We start from the raw sequence: 457 nt of genomic DNA on the forward strand, positions 1-457 counted from the left end.
AGATCGGCCAGCCAGACCTGGTTCGGCGCGGTTGCCGTAAAGTTTCTCCGCAGCCTGTTTGGCGCGATCGGGTAGTCGTGACGGCTGTCCGTGGTTCGCACGCGGCGCGGGAACGCGGCCAGCCCGCGTAGGTCCGCGGCCCGCATGAGCCGGGCGATCCGGTGGCGCCCGACGCACCGACCCGCAGCACGCAGAACGGCATGAACACGCGGCGCGCCATAGCAGCCGCCGCTTTCCGCGTGGGCCCGGCGGATATCGCTCAAAAGGGCGCGGTTCTCGATGCTTCGCTTACTCTCAGGACGGCTCCGCCATGCATAATAGCCGCTGACCGATACGCCGAGCACGGCGCAGATCCTGCGAACGGGCCAGAGATGGCGATGCTCATCGACGAACCCGAACGTCATCGGGAGCCCTTTCCGAAGATGAGCGCGGCTTTCCTAAGAAACACGGGCGGTCT

Annotated in this window: 1 pseudogene; it reads right to left on the bottom strand. The window is 66.5% G+C overall.

The features are described 5' to 3' along the window. Positions 1-437, bottom strand: a pseudogene (locus OCH239_RS21505) (IS3 family transposase); the annotation flags it as partial. Positions 438-457: the final 20 nt, after the last annotated feature.

The organism is Roseivivax halodurans JCM 10272, assembly GCF_000521785.1.
GTDB lineage: Bacteria > Pseudomonadota > Alphaproteobacteria > Rhodobacterales > Rhodobacteraceae > Roseivivax > Roseivivax halodurans.